Origin of the sequence: Sphingomonas sp. R86520 (assembly GCF_042466285.1) — a bacterium.
Taxonomy (GTDB): Bacteria; Pseudomonadota; Alphaproteobacteria; order Sphingomonadales; family Sphingomonadaceae; genus Sphingomonas.
Genome location: NZ_JAXHBZ010000001.1, coordinates 248,216 through 268,715 on the forward strand (window position 1 = coordinate 248,216; position 20,500 = coordinate 268,715).

Here is a 20,500-nt window from a genome sequence, read left to right on the forward strand (position 1 = left end):
GTCCTTTGAAAATCAGTTGTGTTCGGGCGGCACGGGCCGCGGTTTGCGGTCGTCGCCGACCGCCACGAATATGAAGCGCGCCTGGGTCACTTTGCAGCTGTCGTTGCTGTGACGCGCGCGGCGCCAAGCCTCGACCTCGATCGTCATCGAGGTACGGCCGACTGCGATCAGGTCGGCGTAGACCGAGACCTCGTCACCGACGACGACCGGCATGTGAAACTTCATCGCGTCCGCCGCGATCGTGACGGCCCGACCGCCGCTGCGACGCGATGCAACCGAGCCGGCGGCGAGATCCATCTGGCCCATCAGCCAGCCGCCGAAGATGTCGCCATACGGGTTTGCATCGGCGGGCATCGCGGTGACGCGGATCGTAGGGGCCTTTTCGGGCGGCAGGTCGGTCAAGCTTTAGTCTCCAGATTTCCGCCGCGTGTCTGCAGTTCACGGCGCCGGGCGTGCCGGAGCGGGCGAATGCCCATCGCCACCGTCGCGACCATGGCCGCGGCGCCGCACCACCAGATCACGCCCCACGCCAGCGGATAGGACCATGCCGCCGCCCAGGTCATCGCCACCGCCGCCGCAAGCCCTGCAAGGATATGCAGGATCTCGACGGTGGTGCCCGACACTCCTCGCAGCGGGGATCTGGACGACGATATCAGGCCCATCTCAGGCGAGCATGCCCAGCGGGTTCTCGACCAGATGCTTGAACGCCTTCATGAACTGCGCGCCGTCGGCACCGTCGATCGCACGGTGATCGAAGCTGCCGGTCGCCGACATCACGGTCGCTACCGTCAGTTCGTCGCCGACGACGTACGGACGCTTCTCGCCCGCGCCGACCGCGAGAATCATCGCCTGCGGAGGATTGATGACAGCATCGAACTGCGTGATGCCGAACATGCCCATGTTGCTGATCGAGGCCGTGCCGCCCTGATATTCCTCGGGCTTCAACTTGCCGTCGCGGGCGCGGCCGGCAAGATCCTTCATCTGCGTCGAAATCGACGACAGCGATGCGGTGTCCGCGCCGACGATGATCGGCGTGATCAGCCCCGACGGCGTGCTGACCGCGACCGAGATGTCGGCGCGTTGGAAGGTGATCAGCTGGTCGGGCGTGAACATCACATTGCAGGTTGGCACCTGCATGAGCGCGACGGCCTGCGCCTTGATCAGCAGGTCGTTGACCGACAGCTTCACGCCGCGCGATTCCAGGCTCTTGTTCAGATCGCCGCGCAGCTTGAGCAGAGCGTCGAGACGAATGTTCACGGTCAGGTAGATGTGCGGGACGGTCTGCTTCGACTCGGTCAGGCGACGCGCGATCGTCTTGCGAACGTTGCTGAGCTTGGTCGCCTCTTGCGGGATGTCGGGCACGGTCGCAGGCTTTGCGATTGGCGCCGGTGCAGCGGACGCGCTCGGCGCAGCAGCTTCGGTCTTTGCAGCAGCGGGGGCGGCGCTCGGCTTTGCGCCCTCGACGTCAGCCTTCACGATCCGACCCTTGGGACCGGAACCAGCGACGGTGCCGAGATCGATACCCTTGTCGGCGGCAAGGCGGCGTGCAAGCGGGCTCGCCTTCACGCGGTCACCGCTGGCGGCAGGCTTTGCCGCACCAGCGTCGTCGGGACGACCATGGTCTTCGGCCGACGCTTCGGTCCGCTCGACCGGCTTGGCCTCGGTCCCGGTCTTGTTCGGGTCCGTCGGATCGGGCTTGGCTTCCGATTCCTTCGCGGCAGGCTCAGGCGTCTCGCTCTTCGCAGGCGCCGACGAGACCGAAGACGCATCCTCGCCCTCTTCCGCGATGATCGCGATGACGGTGCCGACCTTCACGTTGTCGGCACCCTCGGCGACGAGGATCTTGACCACGGTGCCTTCGTCGACGGCTTCGAATTCCATCGTCGCCTTGTCGGTCTCGATCTCGGCCATCAGGTCGCCGGATTTCACGACGTCGCCCTCCTTGATCAACCATTTGGCGAGGGTACCCTCCTCCATGGTCGGGGACAGCGCAGGCATCTTGATCTCGATCGACATGGATTTCCCCAGGGCGTGACGTAACGGCATGCCTACTCGCGCCCTCGTCGGCTCGGGTCAACCCTTGCGGTCGAGAGCGGACCTGAAACCGCCGGTGAAACCCTGGTCTTGCGTCGCGCTCGGCATCGGGCCACCTACGGGCGATAACGGGGGCGAACATGCGTATCTATCTGGTAGTGATCGACGATAGTCCGGAAGCCGGGATCGCGCTTCGGTTTGCTGCGCGGCGCGCGGTGAAGACCGGTGGCGGCGTCGAGATCCTGACGGTTATTCCGCCGCAGGAATTTATCGCGTTCGGCGGCGTCCAGGCAACGATCGAGGAGGAGGCGCGTCTGCATGCCGAAGGTCTGGTCGCTGGCGCGGCAGGTACTTTGCTGACTGAGTCCGGCCTGCGTCCGTCGATCACGGTGCGCGAAGGCGAAGCTGCCAAGATCATTCGCGAGATGATCGAAGCCAATTCCGATATTGCAGCGCTGGTGCTGGGTGCGGCGGCAAGTGGCGCGCCGGGCGAACTGATCGCGCATTTCGCCGGGACCGATGCAGGCGCCTTACCGGTGCCGGTGATGATCATTCCCGGTTCGCTGACCCGCGAGGCCATCGATCGGCTCAGCTGAGTGCTCGTTTAGCTTATTTCCATCGCCGGTTGGTTTGCGAGCAGGCGCTCGATGCTGGCGATTCCACTTTGCGTCAGTTGAAGCGCATCGCGATCCGGATCGAGTGGCTCGACCAGCGACTTGCACTGCAGGACGCGTATCCAGCGGTTCAGTGTGGAACGCGACAGGCGCAACGTGTCGGCAACCATCTCGACACTTGCAATCCGGCTTTCTGCTTCGGCGACGTAGACGATCAGCAGCGTGGCCCAGGCATGGTCTGCGAACAAGTCCGTACCCAAGACGTCGTCACGTGCACGCATGACGCGGAGGAGGTCCTTGGCGCGCTGCCACATGCGATGCGGCATGTCGTCCAGATCGATGAGATCGCTCATGATGGGGACGGTGGAGAGCGTGCCGACGAGATAGCCCGTCTCGCTATTACCGACTCGCGACACCTGCACCTCGAGAGTGATGATCGCTCCTTGGCCGCCGATGTAGCGTTTCGTGATGCGTGCCGAGTTGCCGTTCGGTCGCAACGCAGCAATATGGGAAAGACTCCGAGCAGCATCGTCAGGGTGCGTTATGGCGAGATACGAGAGCCCTATCAGCTCTTTCCGCGTGCGTTGCAGCACCGTCGCGACAGTTTCATCGATCGATTGAATTACGCCCGTGGCGTCAGAAATAGAATGGCCAATAATCATCTAACGTCCTTCCGCCCGAATGTATCTTATCAATTGTGTACTAAATTCCCAAACATAGATCATCTATTTTGCTTAAATGATTTGCCTGCCAGATAAACTGGCAGGCCAAGGGGTTTCGCCGGCGCGATTAACCATGATCGTTGTACCCCCTTGAGCCGAACGCCGGATCGAGGCACGATCGACCTATGCCCATATTTGCTGTCCCGCTGCTTCTGGCCGCTGCCGCCCCGTTTCCAGGTCCCTCACCGACGCGGTTAAAGGCGGATGTGACGACGATGGTCGGCTTCGGCACGCGCCACACTGCGTCCGTCACGACCGATCCGAAACACGGTATAGGTGCCGCCCGGACGTGGGCAGCCACCCGTTTTCAGCAGATCGCTGCAACGTGCGGCGGGTGCATCACGGTCGATCGTATTTCGCGACGCTTCACAGGGCCGCGTGCCCCGACCGGAGTGGTGGTGGAGGACGTTCTCGGTATCCAGAACGGACGTGATCCGAACCGTGTTGTCATCGTCGGTGCGCATATCGACAGCCGGGTTACCGACGTGATGAACGCCACCTCCGATGCCCCCGGCGCGAACGACAACGCATCTGGCGTAGCGTTGGTGCTGGAAGCCGCTAGGTTGCTGTCGCAACGGCAGTTCGACGCGACGATCATCTACGCGGTGTTCTCCGGCGAGGAGCAGGGCCTATGGGGAGCCGAACTGCTTGCGGACACGGTCAAGGCGCGTGGTTGGCAGGTGTCGGCGATGCTCAATAACGATATCGTCGGCAATACCATCGGGCAGGGCGGGGTGCGCGTCGCTGACAAGGTGCGCGTGTTCTCGGAAGGGATCCGCGCTTCGGAGGATCTGGTTGCCCAGCAGGGGCGCCGAGCCGAGGGCGGCGAGGACGATGGTCCCAGTCGCGCGCTGGCCAAGGCGATCGATGGGATTGCCGGAACCATTCCCGGCGGACTTAACGTCATGATCGATCGCCGGCCGGACAGGTTTGGCCGCGGCGGCGATCACGAACCGTTCCTGAAGCTCGGCTATCCGGCAGTACGATTCTCGGTGGCGGCAGAGAACTGGGATCGCCAGCATCAGGACCTGCGTACCGAGCAGGGAGTCGTGTACGGCGACACGATCGAAGGCATGGATTTCCCGTATCTGGCAAAGGTGACGGCGATCAACGTCGCGACCTTAGCGCGGATCGCAGGTGCGCCGGCCGCACCCGAAGACGTTTCGATCGCCGGCGCGCTGTCGCGCGATACGCTCGTCAAATGGACTGCGGTTCCCGGGGCGGCGGGCTACCGGGTACGCTGGCGACGCAACGACGAACAGAACTGGACCGAATCCCGTGACGTCACGGGAACCCAGACCCTCCTGGCGCAGGTGCCCGTGGACGATAATTTCGTCGGGGTATCTGCGCTGTCGGCAAGCGGCGCGGAAAGCTTGTCCAGTTTCGCCGGCCGCGAGCGCCGACGCTAGTTTTGGCTGCGGCACGGAGGCGGGCGGCGTAGGCGAATATTCTAAACCGGCGTCACGCCGCGGCAGAAGCTTTCCACCCGCGGTTGGCCAGAGCGCGCGCTTCTCCCGCCGGTAACGGGCGGCCAAAGTAGAAGCCTTGAACCTTGGTGCAACCGAACTCCTGGACCATGCGATGTTCGACCTCGGTCTCGACACCCTCCGCCGTCGTGGTGATGTCGAGGCTTTTTGCCAGCGCGATCACCGCGTGGACGATCGCCACAGCCTCGCGACGTCCCTTGGCAGCGTCGCGAACAAAGCTGCGATCGATCTTGATCGACGAGAATCGCGTGCGACTGAGATACCCGAGCGACGAATACCCCGTGCCGAAATCGTCGAGGCTGAGGCGCACGCCGAGGTCCAGAATGCGGTCCAGGACCTTGGTTGCACCGAGGCCCTCGTGCATGAACACGCTTTCTGTGACCTCGAGTTCGAGGCGCTCCGCCGACAGACCCGTATTGGCCAGCGCCGATGTGACGGTCGTGACGAAATTGGGATTTTGTAACTGGTCGGGCGAAACGTTCACCGCAACGCGGATGGTGGAAGGCCAGCGCGCCGCCTCCTCGCACGCGGTGCGCAGAACCCAGGCACCAATCGGACCGATCAGCCGGGTTTCCTCGGCGAGAGGAATGAATTTTACCGGTGAGACCATGCCGAACTGTGGACTGTTCCACCGCAGCAGCGCCTCGAACCCCGACAGCGCGGCCGTGTCGGCGTTGACGACAGGCTGATATTCGAGGTGCATTTCGCCGTTCTCGACAGCGGTGCGAAGCGCCATTTCCAGGACGCGGCGCTCTTCTGCCTTCACGTGTAGTTCGGGCTCGTAGCTGCGGAACACGCCGCGCCCCGCATCCTTCGCACGGTAGAGCGCCAGATCGGCGGAGCGCACGAGCATTTCCGCGGTGCGGCCGTCGCGCGGACCGATCGCAATGCCAATGCTGACCCCGATATACAGCGTATGGGCGTCGAGTTCATACGGATGCGACAGCGATTCGATGATGCGTTGGGCGAGCAGTTCCACCCCGCCGAGATCGCTCGCGTCGCGGACGATGACCGCGAACTCGTCACCGCCGAGCCGGCCGCAAAGGTGGTCGTCGCCCATCAATTGGTTGAGGCGTTCGGAGACGCGACCGAGCAGGCGGTCGCCGATCGGATGCCCGAGCGTATCGTTGACCGCCTTGAAGCGATCGAGGTCGAGCATCATGAATGCATAACGGCCGCCCCAATGGTCCTTTTCGGCCATCGTCGTCACGAGGGTCTCGTTGATCAGAAGGCGATTGGGCAGCCCGGTCAGCGTATCGAAACGCGCCATCCGATTGATCTTGTCGGCGGAGGCGTGTTGTTCGGTTACGTCGGAGCCGACACCACGAAAACCGCAAAATTCGCCGGCATCGCCGAACCGTGGCGAAGCGGCGATTTCCCACCAGCGATCTTCGCCTTCGATATGAACCAGCAGGCGCAGATCCCGGAAACTTTCGCGCTTCTTCATTCTTTCCGCGAGCATGCGCAGTTCCGGCCTGAAGTTACCGGTTTCCCATGTCGGCCCGGCGAGCAGCTGAAAGAACGGCATCCCGTCGAGGGTCGCCAGATCGTGGCCGCATGCGAACGCAAATCGTGGCGACGGTCGGACGATCCGGCGTGCGGCGTCGGTTTCCCAAAGCCAGTCGGCGCCGGTTTCCTCGAACTCCCTCAGCAACAGGCTCACGGTCTCATCGCGTTCGTTAAGCGTGATCTCGCCCGCGCGAATCAGGACCAAAGCGCGCGCCCGGCTGATACAAACCACCATGAGTGTGAGCGTAAAACCGAGAATGCCAACGGCAGCGGCAACCGTGCCCGCCATCGCCAGCTGGATGATCATCGCCGCCCCGAGATATCCCAGGAATATCAACGTCGCGAGCGCGAGCGGCGCCATTGCGAACGCCGCGGCCGTCATCAGCACCGTAAGCGTGATGCCCAGGCCGGCGGTCGTTCCCGACGGCACATGCGTACAGAACAACACCGGCACGACGGACCAGGCGAGTCCGAGCGCCAACCCCTCCCAACCGGTGTTGCGAACGTCGCCGACGCTGGCATGGCTGTCACCGCGGTGATGCGCCGCCAGTCGGCGAAACGCGACGGCTACCGCGACGGCGACGAGCGATACCGACCAGGTCGCGATCTGCCAGGAAGGCACGGTGCCTTCGATCAGGAACGCCGTGGCAAGCGCCGCGAAGACGTTGGTCGCCAGCAGGAACAAGGCCATCCTGCGCCCGGCGAACAGTTGCGCCGCGCGAATACGGCTCCATTCGACATGATCCGTTTCGCCACCGCGCAACCCGAGCAGGGTCGGCAGATCGACGGTCACGCGCGGTGACGGGGAGGGCATCTTGCTGCTCACGCGACCGGCCATAGACCGGTTTGGTTAGCAGATCGTTCGCACTGCCCGGGCTTGGACGTAATAACCGAGCTACAGGAATCTAAGCGCCGGACATTGCAGCGTTTGTCGGAGAAACTTTTTTACCGTCGGCGGTACGAATAACGGTCAGGCGGCGATATCGTAGGGTTTGATGTCGCCGCTGAGGTACAGGTTGCGCGCCTTTGCACGACTCAGTTTGCCCGATGAGGTGCGGGGCAGCGTGCGTGGCGGAATCAGTTCGATGACGCAGTTCATGCCGGTCACCGAGCGTACGCGCTCGCGGATCTCGTCGCGCAGGCGCAGGCGTTCGCCCTCGTCCGAGCTGCGGCACTGGACCAGCACCGCGGGCGTCTCCTCGCCGCCGGGCGTGGTGATTGCGAACGCGGCGATGTCGCCGGCCTTGAAGCCGGGAAGCTGTTCCACCGCCCATTCGATATCCTGCGGCCAGTGGTTCTTGCCGTTGACGATGATCATGTCCTTGGCGCGGCCGACGATGTAGATGTAGCCATCCGACATATAACCCATGTCGCCGGTATCGAGCCAACCGTCCGCCATGCACGCCTCGGTGGCGGCGTCGTCGCGAAAATAGCCGACCATCACCGACTTGCCGCTGCACCAGACTTTCCCGATCGCGCGCTCGGGAAGCGGCGTGCCGTCCTCTTCGCGAATCTCGATACGCATGTCGCGGACCGGCTTGCCGCAATTCACGATCGCCCGGTAGCGCTGCGGACGGTCACCGCCGCGCGAGCCGCCCGAGAGCTGGGTTTCCTCAACCAGTTCGACGCGAATGCCTTCACCTGGCGGCATCAGCGACACGGCGAGCGTCGCCTCGGCGAGGCCGTAGCTGGGGAGGAACGCGGTCGCCTTGAAGCCGGCATCGGCGAACGCATCGACGAACGACTGCATCACGTCGGGGCGGATCATGTCGGCGCCATTGCCCGCAACGCGCCAGCGCGACAGGTCGAAGCGGTCGCTGGCCTTGGTCTGCGACGACATGCGGCGTGCGCAGATATCGTAGCCGAAGGTCGGTGAGTAGCTGAGCGTGGTGCCTGCGTTTCGGCTGATGAGATCAAGCCACGCGAGCGGACGGCGCGCGAAATCCTCGGTCTTGAGGTAATCGGTCGAGACCTGGTTGGCGATCGGCGACAGGAAGCAGCCTACCAGCCCCATGTCATGATACCAGGGCAGCCACGAGACGCAGCGATCGGTGTCGCAGACTTCCATGCCGTGGCTGTGCGCGGCGAGATTGTTCAGCAGCGCCTCGTGCGTGATGATCACGCCGTGCGGGAAGCGCGTCGAGCCGCTCGAATATTGCAGATAGGCGATGTCGTCGGGCTTCGCCTCGGGCAGCGTGGCGACGGGCGCGTCCTTGGTGGCGAACTCGGACCAGTCGATGCCGAGCGTACCGGACAGGCGTGCAGCTTCGCCGGCCATCTGCGCGAGTTCAGGCGGGAAGATCAGCATCTTCGGATCGCAACTCGAAAGCTGGACGCGGAGCTGTTCGATGTAGGAATCGCGGCCACCGAACGAGGTCGGCAACGGCAATGGCACCGGCCATGCGCCAGCGTAGACGACGCCGAAGAACAGTGCGGCGAATTCGGGGCCGGTCTCGGCGACCAACGCGATCCGGTCCGCAGGACCCACACCGGCGGCAATCAGGCGATCGGCCATCGCGCGCGCATCGGTGCGCAACTGGCTATAAGGATAAGGCTGGGCGAGCGTGCCGCGAGCGTCATGGAAGTTGAGCCCGCGCGATCCCGATGCGGCATAATCGAGCGCCTCACCCAACGTACGGAAATCGGCGAAACGACGCGGCAGGGCGTCTTCGGTCGGCGTCGCGACGATCGTCGCTGCGGTCTTGCCGTCCGTGTTGGCCGTTTCGGTCGTCATCGCAGTCCCCGTCGTCTATGCGTCTGGCTGGCATGTGCATCCGAGCGCAGCACACCTAATCTCAAGTCTAGCCGTTCAACTTCGGGTGTCAGTGTGGCACAATGATGGCATGTCCGACGACGACGACCCCGATCGCGCAGTTCAGCACGTCACCGGCCGCGGGGATCAGCGCGGCCAAAACCGCGGCAAGTACGGTGCGAAGGGGCCGCGAACCGAGCGTGCGCCGCCGAAACCACTCGATCCCGCGGCGCTGGAGCGGCTGGCGCTTCGCTATGTCGAACGCTTCGCAACGACACGGGGGCGATTGACCGATTACCTGACGCGCAAGATCAGGGAGCGAGGGTGGGACGAGCGTGATGACGCCACGGCCGCCAACCCCGGCGAACTGGCGCAGCGCATGGCCGATTTGGGGTATGTCGACGACCGCGCCTTCGCCGAACAACGTGCTGCTGCGATGCAGCGGCGCGGGCTTGGCGCACGACGCGTCGCAGGCGCGTTCCGGGAGGCGGGAATCGATGACGGCGACGCCGAATCGGTTGCGCCTGCCATTGCAGATCGCGGGGTCGAAGCTGCACTGGCGTTCGCGCGCCGCAAGCGAATCGGCCCTTACGGAAACGGCGATGTCGATAGGAAGCTGCAGGAGAAGCAGCTTTCCGCGATGTTGCGCGCAGGACACCGGTTTGATCTGGCACGCAAAATTGTTGCTGCACCGCCGTCCGAGAACCCCGAAATGATAGATTTCGGCTAGCGAGCACAACGGATTCATTGCGGCTGCGATGAAGCGTGCTAGCAAGGCGTCCAGGGGTGTAACAATGCGTAACGACACGCAGCAGGGTGCTGACATGCCGGTCGAGGCCGGATCGACGACGTTGGACGGTGCCGCCGCCGCCGAGGCGCGTGCGATAAGCGGCGTCATCAAGTGGTTTGACGTCACGCGGGGATTTGGTTTCGCCGTCGCGGATGACGACAGTGTTGGTGATATCCTCGTCCATTTTTCAGTTCTGCAGCCGCATGGTCGTCGAAGCCTGCCCGAAGGCGCTCGGGTCGAGACCCTGTCGGTGCAACGCGGTCGCGGTTTTCAGGCCCGGGAGATCGTATCGATCGATCTCAGCAACGCGGTGGAGGAGGTGGTTCGTCCCGTGTCCTCGTCCGATCGGGTCGATCCGATCGCGATGATCGACGCCGCCGGACCGTTCGAGGCCGCCTCGGTCAAATGGTTCAACCGTTTGAAAGGCTATGGTTTCCTGGTACGAGCGGTCGATGGCAGCGACATCTTCGTGCACATGGAAACGCTGCGCCGGGCAGGAATTGAATCGGTTGAACCGGATCAGCCGTTGCGCGCGCGCGTTGTCGATGGGCGCAAGGGGCCGCTGGCCGTTGCGGTCGAAAAGGATCCTGGATGACGTTCGTTGCGAAGGCCGTGTTGGCCGGGGTTCTGGCACTGGGCGCCGGCGCCGGCGGTGTCGCGTACATGCAGCGCGACGTTAAGTCGGACGTGATCGGGGTTGCCACCCTGCCGCTGATGATCAAGAGCGCGAACGGGACGCACGCCTTTTCCGTAGAGAGTGCGAAGACTGCGGACGAGCAGGCGCGGGGACTGATGTACCGCACCGACCTGAAGCCGGACGGCGGGATGCTGTTCTGGCCACATCCGGCGACCGGCGGCGGTCCGGCCGACGCGAACTTCTGGATGAAGAATACGCCAAGTTCGCTGGATATCATCTACATCCGTGCGGACGGGACGATCGCGCGGATTGCCGAAAATACGGTGCCGTTTTCGGAAGTGCCGATCCCCTCGGGAGAACCGGTAGGGGCGGTGCTGGAATTGAGGGGCGGCCGATCGGCGGAACTGGGCATCGCCGAGGGCGATCTGGTGACCTGGGACAAGGGGACGAGGTAAGCGGCGCTCACGATCAGGTGGTCATGCGCGTCCGGCCAGGCGTCGTCGTCCTCGGCGAAGGCGGAAATCGATAAAGGCCAGGCATGCGATCGATTCCCGGCGATCAGGTTTATGGGCCCTGCCTCCGCGGAGATGACGACCAGGGCTAAACCCGGTTACGAACGTCGGAGCTTCTTGACGCTTTTAGAGAGACGGGAGAAGTCTCTCGCTTCGGGAAGACTCCGACGATTGCGCCAGACTGGGCTGATCGGCTTCGTCCGACGCCCGATGCGTTGAACTGGGAGAGCAATGCCCCCTCCAATATCCGTCATCCCAGCGAAAGCTGGGATCTCCCAATTCCGGGCCGCTGCGCTCGCCAACTGGATACCCCGGCTTTCGGTGGGGTGACGGACTTCTGGAGTGTCGAAACTAGTGCGGGTGGGTGATAATAACCCGAACGCCTGGGCCGGCCGAGGGCGCGCGCGCTGTCGAGAAGCAATATCCTTCGTCCGCCCCCGCCAGCCGCCCTTCCTTGCAGGTGAGGATCAATCCTGACGGCTCGCGTGGCCTCCATTCCCATCATCAAGGTTGAAGCCCATCGCCACTCGGGTTAAGCGCCGCCTATGGGCTTTCTCGCATCGACTTTCACGTGGTGGAACGGCGCCACCCTCGGCACCAAATTCGGCTTGCGCAGCATGGCGAAGAAGGGCGAGGACGCGCTCGGCAACGTCTATTACGAAGGCGGCAAGGACACCGCCGGCAACCCGCGCCGCTGGGTAATCTATCAGGGCGCGACCGACGCCAGCCGCGTGCCGCCGGCATGGTTCAGCTGGCTGCATCATCAGGTCGACGACGTGCCCGATCGTGCGTTGCCGCCGGTTCGCACGTGGCAGAAGCCGGCCGTCCCGAACATGACGGGTACCGCGCTGGCGTACCGTCCGTCGGGTGCGATGGAAAAGGGTGGCGTGCGCGCGGCTGCTACCGGCGATTACGAAGCCTGGACGCCGGAAGGGTGATCATGCGCTGGCTGGCCGCGGCCCTGTTGGTCGTGGTGCTGGGGGTCGGCGGCTGGTTCGGCTACCGTGCCCTGAACGCCCCGACGAAAACGGTGGCGGCGGTCCAGCAAGATCTGCCGATGGCGGACCAGATGGCGGATCGGTCAAGTAATTCTTCGATCGAGACGATCGATACCGGGGCCGCCGTGATTGCGAACGGCGGTACGCCGATGGCTCAGCGCGTCGCCGTGATCGGACTGCTGAACAAGCGCAACGGCGATACCCGCGAAGTTACGCTCAAGCCCGGGCAGGCAACGCGGCTCGGCGACGTCGTGCTACGACTGCGTGCATGCGAGCAGACTGCGCCCTGGGAGCAGGAGCAGCTGACCGGCGCGTTCGTCCAGGTACTCGTGCGCGGCGTCGACAAGCATTGGCGCCGGACGTTTTCCGGCTGGCTGTACAAGGAACGCCCCGCCCTCAACGCCGTCCAGCATCCGATCTACGACGTTTGGACCAAGAGCTGTGCGATGACCTTCCCGGCGACCGGTCCCGATACGGCACCGGCGGCAGACGCCTTGCCCGCCAACCGGTCGAGCGCGCGGAAATCGCCTGCCGCGCGCGCGCCGGCCGAAGACGTCGTACCGAGTGCGCCGTCGAGCGCCGCGCTCAGCAACGCGACATAGTCCGCACGGTCGATCTCGATCGCGCCGAGCGAGGCGAGATGCGAAGTCTGGAACTGACAATCGAGCAGCGTGAAGCCGCCGGCGCGTAGCCGTGCGACCAGATGCGCAAGCGCGACCTTCGACGCATCGGTCGCGCGGCTGACCATGCTTTCGCCGAAGAACGCTCGGCCGAGTGCCAGGCCATAGAGCCCGCCGACGAGCTTGCCGCCGTCCCAGCACTCGACCGAATGCGCAAATCCCATGGCGTGCAGGGTCTGGAAGACGCGTTCGATGCCGTCGTTGATCCAGGTTTCGGGACGACCCTCGACGCTCTCGGCGCAGAGTTGCACGACCCGTTCGAAGGCCGTGTCCACGGTGACCTGGAAACGATCGGCGTTGATCGTTTTTTTGAGCGAGCGCGAAAGCTGGAAGCCGTCCAGCGGGAGGACGGCGCGGCGGCGGGGCTCGACCCAATAGACGCTGGCCGCGTCGCGACTGTCGGCCATCGGGAAGACTCCGACCGAATACGCGCCGAGTACGAGTTGTGGATCGAGCGCGGTCCTGGAATCGAGAATGTCGCTCATGCCACCAGCCGCTGTTCGATTCGTCGCCAAAGGTCGGCGAATGCTTGTGCTGCAGCCGATCGCGGAGCGAACGCGCCGACCGGCGCGCGCTTCACGGCCATCGATTCGATGCCGCTTGCCATTGGGATCACAGGCCAGTCGGGATGCGCTGCAAGCGCTTCGGCATGCAGCGCGCGGCGCTTGTCGACCATGACGTGCACCGGAAGCACCGACGTGCGACCGCCGAGATGCTGGACCACCGCGTCGTACGCGCGGGTCGACAGCGGGGAGGGAATGACGGGGATCACGATCAGATCGGCGGCGCGCATCACCTGGTCGGCGGTTTCGGTCAGGCCTGGCGGGCAATCGAGGATCACGCGGTCGTAGCCGGCGAGCTCGGACAGCAACTTGGCGAGGCGCTTCTTCTTGTCGAGTTCGTGGAAGAGTTGATCGAGCCCGCGGAGCGATGCGTCGGCGCCGATCAGGTCGAGTTGAGGATAGGCGGTCGGTCGCGCCTGCTTGCGGACCGCGACGTCCTTCGAGAACATCGCCTGCGCCTGGTCGACGTTGCCGGTTCCGCCGAACACCCAGGTGGATGCGGCCTGTGGATCGAGGTCCCAGAGCAATGTGCGACGCGCGGACAGTGTCGCGGCGCACCAGGCCAGGTTCACCGCGAGCGTCGTTTTCCCCACGCCGCCCTTAAGGCTGTAGATCGCTACGGTTGCCATCTGCCTAGCGTGCCGGTCCAAAGCCACGGGAGCAAGAGTGCAACGCGCAAAGAAAAAAGGCCGGCAGAATATCTACCGGCCGTTTCAGGATGGATCGGGATCGATACTTCAGGCGTGGCAGGTCTGCGCCGACTTGCCCGGGGCGGTCAGCGTAACGCTGGTTTCGCTGCCCGTCATCGACCAGCCGCCTTCTGCAGTCTTCGGCGAACCGGCGACGTCCGACTTCAGCGTGGTGGCGGGACCGCCTTCCTTGGTGCGGACCACGGCCTGCTTGTCGCCCTGGAAGAACGTCACGTAGAGCAAGCTGTTGTCCTTGCAACGCAGCGTCTTCTCGGACTTGATCGCAGGCGGCATCTCGACCGGCGCGGCATTGGCAAGCGTGTTAGCCATCGGATCGGGATTGCTGTCCAGTACCTCGGGCGCGGCAGGCTTAGAGTTGCAGGCGGCCAGCGCAAGCAGCGCGGCGACGGCGGTCATGGGGAGGATCTTCATAGTGGGATGTGGCTTCGCGCATGCAGCATAAAGCGTCAAGGCTTATGGTTAGCCTGATCGTCCTACGAGGATGAATCGAGTTTCCGGCGTGACGAAGCGGCGCACGCTTCCGACCAATCGCAGTTCGTGCGCGACGACCATGCCAAAATTCAGCGTTGCGCTGGGCGGTTACGGTTCGTGAGGTCGACGTGCGGGTACAGCCGATCTTCCAGCATCGCGAGGGGTGTCGCGATGTGGGCGGCCAGAAGTGTATCGCCGACGGACTCCGCCACGTCGGCCGCTTCCTTCAGCAGCGCGTGAGCATGCAGATATTCTTTCACGAAGACACGCTCCCGCCACCTGATGTTGTACGCTACCATGGCTCCGCGACGGAACACGATGACGCGTTTATGACATTGATGTCATGTTGCACGGGCTTTGAGTGCCGGCTTCGGTCGGGATTTAACGAAGCAAACTTTCGCTCGCTTGCTCCCGACGATACGTCACGCCACATAGCGTGGATGCATACGACACCTGATACGCTTGCCCTCATCGGCAATACGCCGCTCGTCCGACTGAAAGGGCCAAGCGAAGCGGCTGGCTGCGACATCTTCGGCAAGTGCGAATACGCCAACCCTGGCGCCTCGGTGAAGGATCGTGCGGCGCTGTTCATCGTCGAGGACGCCGAGGCGCGCGGGCTGCTGCAACCTGGCGGGACGATCGTCGAGGGTACCGCGGGCAATACCGGGATCGGCCTTGCGCTGGTCGCCAACGCCAAGGGCTACAAGACGATCATTGTCATGCCCGAGACGCAGAGCCGCGAGAAGATGGACACGTTGCGCGCGCTGGGTGCTGAGCTGGTGCTCGTGCCTGCTGCTGCGTTCTCGTCGCCGTGCCATTTCGTCCATACGTCGCGACGGATCGCCGAGGAGACCCCGGGCGCGATCTGGGCGAACCAGTTCGACAACATCGCCAACCGGCGCGCGCACATCGTCGGCACTGCGGAAGAGATCTGGAATCAGATGGACGGTCGCATCGACGGTTTCACCTGCGCGGCCGGTACCGGCGGTACGATTGCGGGCGTCGGACTGGGCCTGAAGGCCAAGGACGAAAGCGTCTGCATCGCGCTGAGCGACCCGCACGGCGCGGCACTCTACAATTACTACGCGCACGGCGAACTGAAGTCGGAAGGGTCTTCGGTTGCCGAAGGGATCGGACAGGGGCGAATCACGGCCAATCTGGAAGGCGCGCCGATCGACACGCAGTTCCGCATTTCGGATCAGGAGGGGTATGACTGGGTCCGTCGGTTGCTTGACGAAGAGGGACTGTGCCTTGGTCTCTCATCGGGGATCAATGTCGCGGGCGCGGTCGCGCTTGGTCGCCACCTCGGACCCGGCAAGCGGATCGTGACCATCCTGTGCGATACCGGATTCCGGTATCTGTCGACGTTGTACGACCCCGATTGGCGCCATCAAAAGGGGCTGGTTTGAGCGCGCACTTGCCCGAGAATCGACAGGCGCGCGGTAGTCGGGTATCGTGGAGGGGCAAGATGAAGCCAAACCACGAACCTTCCCAGAGTATGCAGCGGATCAAGGTCGGCATGATCGGCCTTGCCGCGGTCGTGCTGTTGATCGGTCTCGCCAGTGCGATCATCGGCTCGGCCAGTCGCGAGCGACCTGTCGCAACCGCGGGCGCGGCACAGGCCGACGTCGTCGCCAATATGGGCGTCTCGAACGCCACCGAAGCGTCGGGCACCAGCGAGCCTCTGGCTGAAATGGGTGTGGCACCCAGTGCGAATGCGCAGGCGCCGACTCAGTAGGCTGCCGGCGGTAATCGCGTGGGTCTCCGTTCGTCGAACGTGCCGACTCATGCTTCATTAAATAGGCTGGCTCTCAACCAGAACGCGCGAGCCCGTTGGATCCACGGCGGGTCGCCAATGCGGAGACTTGGTTCGCGTCGAGGTGACCGCGTCGACCGTCCCCGGATTTCCCTTGCCCCGAGGCACCGGCCGCTGCGATCGAACCCGATCTGCATGCGTCTTGCCCCGGACTGGCGATCGAAACTCCTGTTGAATCCCAACAATCCCCAATTATCCCGTTGCGTCCCCGAACCTCTATGGTAGATGCAGGTTACTACAGGGGCACGTTCACCGTTGGCTGACGCTGCGGTCGCGACGCGACGATGGTCGCGTTTCGAGGCGGTGAAGCGTGTGCGCCATTTCGAAGGGTTTTGGCGTGTTGGCACGGGGTCGTTATCAAGGAGACGGTATCGGCCTTGTCGACGACAAGGGCCGGGTAGCCATCCCTTCGGCACTCCGCACCACGCTCTCGGCAAATGCGCCCAAGGCGAACGGCAAGGACGGCGGGACCATCATCATCGGCGCGCATCAGAAGAATCGCTGCCTGGTCGCGTATGATCCCGGTTACGTCGACATACTCGCCGAGCGCCTCGATCGTCGCGAATCCGAGAACACGTCCGAGAGCGGCGAGTACGACTACAACATCAAGCGTGCCGCAGCGTCTGGCGAAGCGGTGCCGTTCGACGGCTCTGGTCGCTTCATCATGCCCGCGTTCCCGCGCTTCTATGCGGGCATCAAGGGGCATGCGTTCTTCTACGGCGTGCTCGACTACATCGAGATCTGGGACCCCGCGACGCTGATCGGCACCGACGGCATGCCCCCCGTCGTCAAGGAAATGGCGCGCTTCTACATGGCCGAGAAGGGGGTGCAGCTGTGAGTTCCCCCGACGCTCCGCACATCCCCGTTCTGCTCGACGAAGTTCTCGCTGCGCTTTCCCCTGAGCCCGGCGAGACGATGATCGACGGCACGTTCGGTGCGGGCGGCTACACGCTGGCGTTGCTCAAGTCGGGCGCGCGGATCGTCGCGTTCGACCGTGATCCGGATGCGATCGCCAATGGTCGTTCGATCGAAGAGGCCAAAGAGGGCCTGACGCTAATCGCCGCGGACTTCTCGGCAATGGCGTCTGAACTTGAAGCGCGCGGCCTCGCGCCGGTCGACGGCGTCACGCTCGACATCGGCGTGTCGTCGATGCAGCTCGACCAGGCCGAGCGCGGCTTCTCGTTCCAGTCGGATGGCCCGCTCGACATGCGGATGGCGCAGGCGGGCATGTCGGCGGCGGACTTCGTCAACGAGGCGGACGAGAACGAGATCGCCGACGTGCTCTATCAATATGGCGACGAGCCCAAATCGCGGCGTGTCGCGCGCGCGATCGTCGCGGCACGACCGCTGACGCGGACCGGCGAGCTGGCGCACATCGTCCGCCGCGCGCTCGGCTACAAGGCGCACGACAAGAAGGACCCCGCGACCCGCGCGTTCCAGGCGATCCGCATCCACGTGAACCGCGAGCTCGGCGAGCTTGCCGACGGACTGCTGGCGGCCGAGCGCGTGCTGAAGCCGGGCGGTCGCCTCGCGATCGTGACGTTCCACAGCCTCGAGGACCGGATGGTGAAGCGCTTCCTGCGCACGCGCTCCGGTGGCTCGCCTTCAGGTTCGCGTCATCTTCCACAGGTGAAAGCCGCGGCGGAACCCAGTTTTTCTCATGTCGGCCGCGGTGTTCGCGCTGGCGAGGCCGAGATCGCACGCAACCCGCGCGCGCGCTCGGCGACATTACGGACGGCGCGGCGGACCTCCGCGCAACCTTGGACGGAAGAGGTGACGACATGACGGCGGCGTATCGGATGAAGGGTGTGGGCTGGTTCGGGGGCTGCGTGGCCGTCGTGCTCGGTTTCTACCTCGTCTCGCTCCAGGTAGCCGCCGAGCGCAAGAAGCTGGAGGCGGTCAACGGTCAAATCCGCTCGGCGCAGCGCGATATCCGCGCGCTCGAAACCGAGTTCGATACGCGCGGCAACCTCGCGCAGCTCGAGCGCTGGAACGGCGATACGCTGGCACTGTCGGCGCCGACGGCGGGCCAGTTCGTCGTGAGCGAGGCCGCGCTTGCATCGCTCGACGTCAACAGCCTCGGCACTGGTGGCGTGCAGACCGCTGCGTTGCTGGTGCCGTCGGGTGCAGGCTCGGCCGTGACGGTGCCGATCGTTCCGGTCACCGCCGCTCCGGCGGTGGTGAAGCTCGCTCCCGTCACCGTTGCTCCGATGCAGATGGCGCAGGTCAGCGCCCCCCACGCGATGAACGTCGCGATCCAGACTGCGTCGAAAACCGCATTGAAGCCGGTCGTGATCCGCGTGTCGGTATCGGCGCCGCGTTCCGCCGAGGCTGCGTTGGTCCGTGCCGCGAAGACGGAGCGTCTCGCCGCCGTCGCGAAGGTCCGTCCGCAGGCGGTCGCGATGCTCGACCGGAAGCTGTTGTCCGATTCGACCCTGGGCGACATCATGAGCGGCGCGCGCTCCGAGAGCCGTAAGCGGCGGTGACCGCCTTGGTCGCCCGGCCCGTGTCGCAGCAACGTAGCGCCAACCAGCGTCATGCGCTGGTCGCGACCGCGCACACGCGCCTGATGATGCTGATGTTCCTGTTCGGGGCGGCAGTGCTGGTCGTGATCGCACGGCTCGGGATGCTGGCGGTACAGGCGTCGCTCGCCGACCCGCAGGCGCGCTCGGCGGCAATTGCGGCACGCGGCGACATCGTCGATCGCAACGGCGCGCCGCTCGCGCGGACGATCGATGCCTGGACGATCGCGGTCCACCCGAAGAAGCTGATCGGCGACCCGACCGAGGTCGCCAGCAAGCTCGCCGCGCTGATGCCGGAAGCAGGCGATCAGGCGCATTATTATGCGCTGCTGACGTCGGGCAAGAGCTTCATCTATCTCCAGCGGCGCGCGTCGCCGGCACTGGTCGAGCAGGTCAATGCGATCGGCGAGCCCGCGATCGTGTTCGACCGCGATACGCAGCGACTGTACCCGCAGTCGACGATGGCGGCGCATGCGCTCGGCTTCCTGTCGACCGCGGGCCACGGCATGAGCGGGATGGAGCGCGTGCTCGACGAGCGGCTGACCAATCCTGCGCTCAACGGCACGCCTGTCGCGTTGTCGCTCGACAACCGCGTCCAGGCGGCGATGGAGAGCGAACTCGGTCGCGCGATGACGACGTTCTCCGCACGCGGCGCGGGCGGCATCGTCCTCGACGTGGCGACCGGCGAAGTGATCGCAATGGTCTCGCTGCCGACCTTCAACCCCAACCGCGTCGGCATGTCGGGCAGCGAACAACTCCGTAACATCACGACGCAGAGCGTGTTCGAGCTTGGCTCCACGTTCAAGCCGATCACGATGGCGACCGCGATGGATACCGGCGTGGTGACGTCGTTCGCCCGGCGCTTCGATGCGACGCATCCGCTCCAGGTCGGCCGTTTCACGATCCACGACGAGCGCGGCGATCCGAAGCGCTGGCTGAACATGGCCGAGACGCTGATCTATTCGTCCAACATCGCCACCGCACGTGTAGCCGACGAGGTCGGGCCCGCGAAGATGCAGGTGATGTTCAAGAAGCTCGGCTTCGATACCAAGCCGGATATCGAACTGCGCGAGAAGGGCCGGCCGTTGTGGCCGAGATACTGGGCGCGGACGACGACGATGACGACCGCTTACGGCCACGGAATCGCGGTGACCCCGCTGCATCTGGCGAGTGCGTATGCGGCGCTGGTCAATGGCGGGATCTGGCGTCCGGCGACGTTGCTGAAGGTCGCGCCGGGCCACGCCCCGGTCGGTCGTCGCGTGATCAGCGAGCAGACCAGCGCGCGGATGCGGCAGATGCTCCGCCTGGTCGTGCAGCGCGGGACAGGTCGCAAGGGCGATGCGCCGGGCTACCGGGTCGGCGGCAAGACCGGCACGGCCGAGGCGGCCGTGTCGGGTGGCTACGACCACTCGCGCAACGTGGCGACGTTTGCCGCCGCATTCCCGATGGATGCGCCGCGCTACGTCGTGCTGGCGATGCTCGATTCGCCGCTCGGGACCAAGGAAACTGGCGGGTGGAAGACCGCGGCCTATAACACCGCGCCGGTGGTCGGCCGGACGATCTCGCGCGTCGGTGCGATCCTGGGCGTGGTGCCCGACGCGCACCGCGACATCGACGAGTCTGACATCCTGCCGACTTTGTGGCAGGACCCGTCGCGTACACAGCCGACCGGGCAATGAGGAC

Annotated in this window: 22 protein-coding genes and 1 pseudogene; 13 read left to right on the forward strand and 10 right to left on the reverse strand. The window is 64.6% G+C overall.

What is annotated here, in order from left to right; translation table 11 throughout:
* Nucleotides 1-12 precede the first annotated feature (12 nt).
* Genes SJY41_RS01315 through SJY41_RS01325 form a run of 3 tightly spaced genes read right to left on the reverse strand, consistent with a single transcriptional unit; the run spans nucleotide 13 to nucleotide 2,016 of the window.
* Nucleotides 13-354 carry an acyl-CoA thioesterase gene (locus SJY41_RS01315; protein ID WP_380784029.1) on the reverse strand — a complete coding sequence of 114 codons (342 nt, stop codon included), beginning with the start codon at nucleotides 352-354 and terminating at the stop codon, nucleotides 13-15.
* Nucleotides 355-398: 44 nt separating this feature from the next.
* Nucleotides 399-623, reverse strand: coding sequence for a hypothetical protein (locus tag SJY41_RS01320; protein ID WP_380778395.1), 225 nt, complete (start codon nucleotides 621-623; stop codon nucleotides 399-401).
* A 40-nt stretch (nucleotides 624-663) separates the two neighbouring features.
* Nucleotides 664-2,016, reverse strand: a complete 1,353-nt coding sequence (locus SJY41_RS01325) for a pyruvate dehydrogenase complex dihydrolipoamide acetyltransferase (protein WP_380778396.1) — start codon at nucleotides 2,014-2,016, stop codon at nucleotides 664-666.
* A 158-nt stretch (nucleotides 2,017-2,174) separates the two neighbouring features.
* Here SJY41_RS01325 and SJY41_RS01330 point away from each other — a divergent pair, with 158 nt between their 5' ends.
* On the forward strand, nucleotides 2,175-2,630 hold the full coding sequence (locus tag SJY41_RS01330) for a universal stress protein (protein WP_380778398.1): 456 nt from the start codon (nucleotides 2,175-2,177) through the stop codon (nucleotides 2,628-2,630).
* Nucleotides 2,631-2,638: 8 nt separating this feature from the next.
* On the opposite strand, the gene SJY41_RS01335 is transcribed toward SJY41_RS01330, so the two are convergent.
* On the reverse strand, nucleotides 2,639-3,310 hold the full coding sequence (locus SJY41_RS01335) for a PAS domain-containing protein (RefSeq protein WP_380778400.1): 672 nt from the start codon (nucleotides 3,308-3,310) through the stop codon (nucleotides 2,639-2,641).
* Nucleotides 3,311-3,495: 185 nt separating this feature from the next.
* On the opposite strand from SJY41_RS01335, the gene SJY41_RS01340 reads away from it, so the two are divergent.
* Nucleotides 3,496-4,779: a M20/M25/M40 family metallo-hydrolase gene (locus SJY41_RS01340; RefSeq protein WP_380778401.1), complete on the forward strand. Its 1,284-nt coding sequence runs from the start codon at nucleotides 3,496-3,498 to the stop codon at nucleotides 4,777-4,779.
* 52 nt (nucleotides 4,780-4,831) lie between these two features.
* Here the strand turns inward: SJY41_RS01340 and SJY41_RS01345 are convergent, their stop codons facing one another.
* A complete protein-coding gene (locus tag SJY41_RS01345; RefSeq protein WP_380778403.1) occupies nucleotides 4,832-7,204 on the reverse strand; it encodes a putative bifunctional diguanylate cyclase/phosphodiesterase in 2,373 nt (790 codons plus the stop codon).
* A 132-nt stretch (nucleotides 7,205-7,336) separates the two neighbouring features.
* The gene (locus tag SJY41_RS01350) at nucleotides 7,337-9,100 is read right to left on the reverse strand and encodes a fatty acyl-AMP ligase (protein WP_380778405.1); all 1,764 of its coding nucleotides are present in this window, start codon (nucleotides 9,098-9,100) and stop codon (nucleotides 7,337-7,339) included.
* A gap of 109 nt (nucleotides 9,101-9,209) precedes the next feature.
* Here SJY41_RS01350 and SJY41_RS01355 point away from each other — a divergent pair, with 109 nt between their 5' ends.
* The 5 genes and pseudogenes from SJY41_RS01355 to SJY41_RS01375 form a co-directional block, all read left to right on the forward strand.
* On the forward strand, nucleotides 9,210-9,848 hold the full coding sequence (locus tag SJY41_RS01355) for a regulatory protein RecX (RefSeq protein ID WP_380778407.1): 639 nt from the start codon (nucleotides 9,210-9,212) through the stop codon (nucleotides 9,846-9,848).
* A 94-nt stretch (nucleotides 9,849-9,942) separates the two neighbouring features.
* Nucleotides 9,943-10,503: a cold-shock protein gene (locus tag SJY41_RS01360; protein WP_380778409.1), complete on the forward strand. Its 561-nt coding sequence runs from the start codon at nucleotides 9,943-9,945 to the stop codon at nucleotides 10,501-10,503.
* Entirely contained in the window at nucleotides 10,500-11,000 is a 501-nt protein-coding gene (locus tag SJY41_RS01365) for a DUF192 domain-containing protein (RefSeq protein WP_380778410.1), read from the forward strand. Before SJY41_RS01360 ends, SJY41_RS01365 begins: the two co-directional genes overlap by 4 nt.
* A gap of 602 nt (nucleotides 11,001-11,602) precedes the next feature.
* Entirely contained in the window at nucleotides 11,603-11,995 is a 393-nt protein-coding gene (locus tag SJY41_RS01370) for an NADH:ubiquinone oxidoreductase subunit NDUFA12 (RefSeq protein WP_380778412.1), read from the forward strand.
* Between the two features lie 209 nt (nucleotides 11,996-12,204).
* Nucleotides 12,205-12,438, forward strand: a pseudogene (locus SJY41_RS01375) (DUF2155 domain-containing protein); the annotation flags it as partial.
* Nucleotides 12,439-12,473: 35 nt separating this feature from the next.
* Here the strand turns inward: SJY41_RS01375 and aat are convergent.
* The 4 genes from aat to SJY41_RS01395 all read right to left on the reverse strand — a co-directional run bounded on the left by aat (nucleotide 12,474) and on the right by SJY41_RS01395 (nucleotide 14,739).
* Nucleotides 12,474-13,220 carry a leucyl/phenylalanyl-tRNA--protein transferase gene (aat, locus tag SJY41_RS01380; RefSeq protein WP_380778414.1) on the reverse strand — a complete coding sequence of 249 codons (747 nt, stop codon included), beginning with the start codon at nucleotides 13,218-13,220 and terminating at the stop codon, nucleotides 12,474-12,476.
* Nucleotides 13,217-13,927: a ParA family protein gene (locus SJY41_RS01385; RefSeq protein WP_380778416.1), complete on the reverse strand. Its 711-nt coding sequence runs from the start codon at nucleotides 13,925-13,927 to the stop codon at nucleotides 13,217-13,219. Before SJY41_RS01385 ends, aat begins: the two co-directional genes overlap by 4 nt.
* A 108-nt stretch (nucleotides 13,928-14,035) precedes the next feature.
* Nucleotides 14,036-14,404, reverse strand: a complete 369-nt coding sequence (locus tag SJY41_RS01390) for a hypothetical protein (RefSeq protein WP_380778418.1) — start codon at nucleotides 14,402-14,404, stop codon at nucleotides 14,036-14,038.
* Between the two features lie 164 nt (nucleotides 14,405-14,568).
* Nucleotides 14,569-14,739, reverse strand: coding sequence for a hypothetical protein (locus SJY41_RS01395; protein ID WP_380778419.1), 171 nt, complete (start codon nucleotides 14,737-14,739; stop codon nucleotides 14,569-14,571).
* A 180-nt stretch (nucleotides 14,740-14,919) separates the two neighbouring features.
* Between SJY41_RS01395 and SJY41_RS01400 the strand changes: the two genes are divergently transcribed.
* From SJY41_RS01400 to SJY41_RS01425, 6 genes are all read left to right on the forward strand, one after another.
* Nucleotides 14,920-15,888 carry a cysteine synthase A gene (locus tag SJY41_RS01400; RefSeq protein WP_380778421.1) on the forward strand — a complete coding sequence of 323 codons (969 nt, stop codon included), beginning with the start codon at nucleotides 14,920-14,922 and terminating at the stop codon, nucleotides 15,886-15,888.
* A gap of 59 nt (nucleotides 15,889-15,947) precedes the next feature.
* Nucleotides 15,948-16,217, forward strand: coding sequence for a hypothetical protein (locus SJY41_RS01405; protein ID WP_380778423.1), 270 nt, complete (start codon nucleotides 15,948-15,950; stop codon nucleotides 16,215-16,217).
* A 415-nt stretch (nucleotides 16,218-16,632) separates the two neighbouring features.
* Nucleotides 16,633-17,133: a division/cell wall cluster transcriptional repressor MraZ gene (locus SJY41_RS01410; protein ID WP_380778425.1), complete on the forward strand. Its 501-nt coding sequence runs from the start codon at nucleotides 16,633-16,635 to the stop codon at nucleotides 17,131-17,133.
* Nucleotides 17,130-18,080 (forward strand): 16S rRNA (cytosine(1402)-N(4))-methyltransferase RsmH, encoded by a 951-nt coding sequence (gene rsmH / locus SJY41_RS01415; RefSeq protein WP_380778427.1) that lies wholly within the window; start codon nucleotides 17,130-17,132, stop codon nucleotides 18,078-18,080. The genes SJY41_RS01410 and rsmH overlap by 4 nt, the downstream gene beginning before the upstream one ends.
* On the forward strand, nucleotides 18,077-18,781 hold the full coding sequence (locus SJY41_RS01420) for a hypothetical protein (RefSeq protein ID WP_380778429.1): 705 nt from the start codon (nucleotides 18,077-18,079) through the stop codon (nucleotides 18,779-18,781). Before rsmH ends, SJY41_RS01420 begins: the two co-directional genes overlap by 4 nt.
* Nucleotides 18,778-20,496: a peptidoglycan D,D-transpeptidase FtsI family protein gene (locus SJY41_RS01425; RefSeq protein WP_380778430.1), complete on the forward strand. Its 1,719-nt coding sequence runs from the start codon at nucleotides 18,778-18,780 to the stop codon at nucleotides 20,494-20,496. The genes SJY41_RS01420 and SJY41_RS01425 overlap by 4 nt, the downstream gene beginning before the upstream one ends.
* Nucleotides 20,497-20,500 lie beyond the last annotated feature (4 nt).

Bases quoted from the DNA above. Each gene is read 5' to 3' on its own strand.
- SJY41_RS01315 (WP_380784029.1), bottom strand. From the start codon at position 354: ATGCCCGCCGATGCAAACCCGTATGGCGACATCTTCGGCGGCTGGCTG.
- SJY41_RS01325 (WP_380778396.1), bottom strand. From the start codon at position 2,016: ATGTCGATCGAGATCAAGATGCCTGCGCTGTCCCCGACCATGGAGGAG.
- SJY41_RS01330 (WP_380778398.1), top strand. From the start codon at position 2,175: ATGCGTATCTATCTGGTAGTGATCGACGATAGTCCGGAAGCCGGGATC.
- SJY41_RS01335 (WP_380778400.1), bottom strand. From the start codon at position 3,310: ATGATTATTGGCCATTCTATTTCTGACGCCACGGGCGTAATTCAATCG.
- SJY41_RS01340 (WP_380778401.1), top strand. From the start codon at position 3,496: ATGCCCATATTTGCTGTCCCGCTGCTTCTGGCCGCTGCCGCCCCGTTT.
- SJY41_RS01345 (WP_380778403.1), bottom strand. From the start codon at position 7,204: ATGGCCGGTCGCGTGAGCAGCAAGATGCCCTCCCCGTCACCGCGCGTG.
- SJY41_RS01350 (WP_380778405.1), bottom strand. From the start codon at position 9,100: ATGACGACCGAAACGGCCAACACGGACGGCAAGACCGCAGCGACGATC.
- SJY41_RS01355 (WP_380778407.1), top strand. From the start codon at position 9,210: ATGTCCGACGACGACGACCCCGATCGCGCAGTTCAGCACGTCACCGGC.
- SJY41_RS01360 (WP_380778409.1), top strand. From the start codon at position 9,943: ATGCCGGTCGAGGCCGGATCGACGACGTTGGACGGTGCCGCCGCCGCC.
- SJY41_RS01365 (WP_380778410.1), top strand. From the start codon at position 10,500: ATGACGTTCGTTGCGAAGGCCGTGTTGGCCGGGGTTCTGGCACTGGGC.
- SJY41_RS01370 (WP_380778412.1), top strand. From the start codon at position 11,603: ATGGGCTTTCTCGCATCGACTTTCACGTGGTGGAACGGCGCCACCCTC.
- aat (WP_380778414.1), bottom strand. From the start codon at position 13,220: ATGAGCGACATTCTCGATTCCAGGACCGCGCTCGATCCACAACTCGTA.
- SJY41_RS01385 (WP_380778416.1), bottom strand. From the start codon at position 13,927: ATGGCAACCGTAGCGATCTACAGCCTTAAGGGCGGCGTGGGGAAAACG.
- SJY41_RS01390 (WP_380778418.1), bottom strand. From the start codon at position 14,404: ATGACCGCCGTCGCCGCGCTGCTTGCGCTGGCCGCCTGCAACTCTAAG.
- SJY41_RS01400 (WP_380778421.1), top strand. From the start codon at position 14,920: ATGCATACGACACCTGATACGCTTGCCCTCATCGGCAATACGCCGCTC.
- SJY41_RS01405 (WP_380778423.1), top strand. From the start codon at position 15,948: ATGAAGCCAAACCACGAACCTTCCCAGAGTATGCAGCGGATCAAGGTC.
- SJY41_RS01420 (WP_380778429.1), top strand. From the start codon at position 18,077: ATGACGGCGGCGTATCGGATGAAGGGTGTGGGCTGGTTCGGGGGCTGC.